General features: G+C 53.9%; 2 tRNA genes and 2 rRNA genes (1 of these 4 only partly in view). All 4 read left to right on the top strand.

The features are described from left to right. The first annotated feature begins 288 nt into the window (after positions 1 to 288). Positions 289 to 1,775: ribosomal RNA gene (locus tag MTR62_RS19605) — 16S ribosomal RNA — on the top strand. Positions 1,776 to 1,954: 179 nt separating this feature from the next. Next, positions 1,955 to 2,031 (top strand) — tRNA-Ile (locus MTR62_RS19600). A gap of 122 nt (positions 2,032 to 2,153) precedes the next feature. Further along, positions 2,154 to 2,229: transfer RNA gene (locus MTR62_RS19595), tRNA-Ala, on the top strand. A gap of 253 nt (positions 2,230 to 2,482) precedes the next feature. Beyond that, positions 2,483 to 3,043: ribosomal RNA gene (locus tag MTR62_RS19590) — 23S ribosomal RNA — on the top strand; it runs 2,230 nt beyond the window's last position. The 16S and 23S rRNA genes sit together here with 2 tRNA genes alongside, the layout of an rRNA operon.

Raw genomic sequence — 3,043 nt, 5'->3', positions numbered from 1 at the left:
GTCCCCCGGGTCTTAGGAGACGGGGAACGATGGTTGTCCGCCAGTTTCCGTCTCGGGGGCTGAGGTTGTGGTTGGATCTTTGACATTGTTGGTTTTTAGATGAAGGGACATGTGGGCGACGGCGCCTGCGTCTTGGGAGCTTCGGGCTCTGTGACGCAGTTTAAATCAAGCCGATGCCTAATATGTCCTTCGTTTCCATACGTTTGACAAGTGCAGGTATCGGCTCCCGAAGGTTTCGATGTTTGCGGCTGGCAAGGCTTAGGCTTTGTGCCGTGAATATTGTTTCACAAACTTGAGAGTTTGATCCTGGCTCAGAACGAACGCTGGCGGCATGCCTAACACATGCAAGTCGAACGAGACCTTCGGGTCTAGTGGCGCACGGGTGCGTAACACGTGGGAATCTGCCCTTGGGTTCGGAATAACACAGAGAAATTTGTGCTAATACCGGATGATGACTTCGGTCCAAAGATTTATCGCCCAAGGATGAGCCCGCGCAGGATTAGGTAGTTGGTGGGGTAATGGCCTACCAAGCCGACGATCCTTAGCTGGTCTGAGAGGATGATCAGCCACACTGGGACTGAGACACGGCCCAGACTCCTACGGGAGGCAGCAGTGGGGAATATTGGACAATGGGGGAAACCCTGATCCAGCAATGCCGCGTGAGTGATGAAGGCCTTAGGGTTGTAAAGCTCTTTTACCAGGGATGATAATGACAGTACCTGGAGAATAAGCTCCGGCTAACTCCGTGCCAGCAGCCGCGGTAATACGGAGGGAGCTAGCGTTGTTCGGAATTACTGGGCGTAAAGCGCGCGTAGGCGGTTACTCAAGTCAGAGGTGAAAGCCCGGGGCTCAACCCCGGAACTGCCTTTGAAACTAGGTGACTAGAATCTTGGAGAGGTCAGTGGAATTCCGAGTGTAGAGGTGAAATTCGTAGATATTCGGAAGAACACCAGTGGCGAAGGCGACTGACTGGACAAGTATTGACGCTGAGGTGCGAAAGTGTGGGGAGCAAACAGGATTAGATACCCTGGTAGTCCACACCGTAAACGATGATAACTAGCTGTCCGGGTTCTTGGAATTTGGGTGGCGCAGCTAACGCATTAAGTTATCCGCCTGGGGAGTACGGTCGCAAGATTAAAACTCAAAGGAATTGACGGGGGCCTGCACAAGCGGTGGAGCATGTGGTTTAATTCGAAGCAACGCGCAGAACCTTACCAGCGTTTGACATCCTCATCGCGGATTTGAGAGATCATTTCCTTCAGTTCGGCTGGATGAGAGACAGGTGCTGCATGGCTGTCGTCAGCTCGTGTCGTGAGATGTTGGGTTAAGTCCCGCAACGAGCGCAACCCTCATCCTTAGTTGCCAGCATTTAGTTGGGCACTCTAAGGAAACTGCCGGTGATAAGCCGGAGGAAGGTGGGGATGACGTCAAGTCCTCATGGCCCTTACACGCTGGGCTACACACGTGCTACAATGGCGGTGACAGTGGGCAGCAAGTGCGCGAGCACAAGCTAATCTCCAAAAGCCGTCTCAGTTCGGATTGTTCTCTGCAACTCGAGAGCATGAAGGCGGAATCGCTAGTAATCGCGGATCAGCATGCCGCGGTGAATACGTTCCCAGGCCTTGTACACACCGCCCGTCACACCATGGGAGTTGGTTTCACCCGAAGGCTGTGCGCTAACCGCAAGGAGGCAGCAGACCACGGTGGGATCAGCGACTGGGGTGAAGTCGTAACAAGGTAGCCGTAGGGGAACCTGCGGCTGGATCACCTCCTTTCTAAGGATCGGAACGAAAGCGCTCTTGCTAGACGAGAGAAGAGCTTCGCTCCTTTTCAAAGAACATGCCGTCGTCCTCATGTCCCTTCATCACTGGAGATAGCGTTCCACCAGGAACGCTGTACGCCTGAGCTGGCTCACGCCGCCCGCGGCCCACAGGGTCAGCGCAGGCAGGCACGTGGGCCTGTAGCTCAGTTGGTTAGAGCGCACCCCTGATAAGGGTGAGGTCAGTGGTTCGAATCCACTCAGGCCCACCACGTGTCAGACGGTTTAGTCATCGAACCCGCCAGGGTTCGCAAGGCCGACCGGCCGTCCGAGCTTATGCGAGGATAGCCAAGCCGACGCATGTCGGCGCCGGCGCTTGAGGCAAGCAGGTTACGGGGCCTTAGCTCAGCTGGGAGAGCGGTTGCTTTGCAAGCATCAGGTCATCGGTTCGATCCCGATAGGCTCCACCAGCCGTACACACGAACGATACTCCAGCGATGAAGCGAAACACTATTCAGGCCTTGGCCTGAACGCGGGATCTGCCCGCTGATCTTTGACATTGTGAATGGGTTTTTTAATCGATGCCGTGGCGCATGGATTTTTCCAGACGTTGGGAAAATCAAACCATGCGTTACAAACAGATTATTATCTGGCTGAGATAAATCGTCCGCACCTGGAACAATGCAGTCTTTATGCAGGACTGTCATTGATGGTGTGGATTCTCAAGCGTGAGGTAAGAGCATCTGGTGGATGCCTTGGCATGTACAGGCGATGAAGGACGTGGCACGCTGCGATAAGCGTCGGGGAGTTGTGAGCAAACTTTGATCCGGCGATTTCCGAATGGGGAAACCCACCTTCACCATTTCTCTCGACCATCGGGTAACCGATGATTGAGTGAGGTGGATAAGGTATCACCTTAGCGAATATATAGCTTTGGTGAAGCGAACCCGGGGAACTGAAACATCTAAGTACCCGGAGGAAAAGACATCAACCGAGATTCCGTTAGTAGTGGCGAGCGAACGCGGACCAGGCCAGTGCTTCATTTTCAGTTAGCAGAACACTTTGGAAAGAGTGGCCACAGCGGGTGACAGCCCCGTATGCAAAAACGATGAATGAAGCCTCGAGTAGGGCGGGACACGTGAAATCCTGTCTGAACATGGGGGGACCACCCTCCAAGCCTAAATACTCGTACATGACCGATAGCGAACTAGTACCGTGAGGGAAAGGTGAAAAGCACCCCGATGAGGGGAGTGAAACAGTACCTGAAACCGGATGCTTACAAGC

This window comes from Novosphingobium organovorum, from assembly GCF_022832435.1.
GTDB classification, from domain to species: Bacteria; Pseudomonadota; Alphaproteobacteria; order Sphingomonadales; family Sphingomonadaceae; genus Novosphingobium; species Novosphingobium organovorum.
Note: the sequence above shows the minus strand (reverse complement) of the source record. Positions and strands in the feature narration are given on the sequence as shown.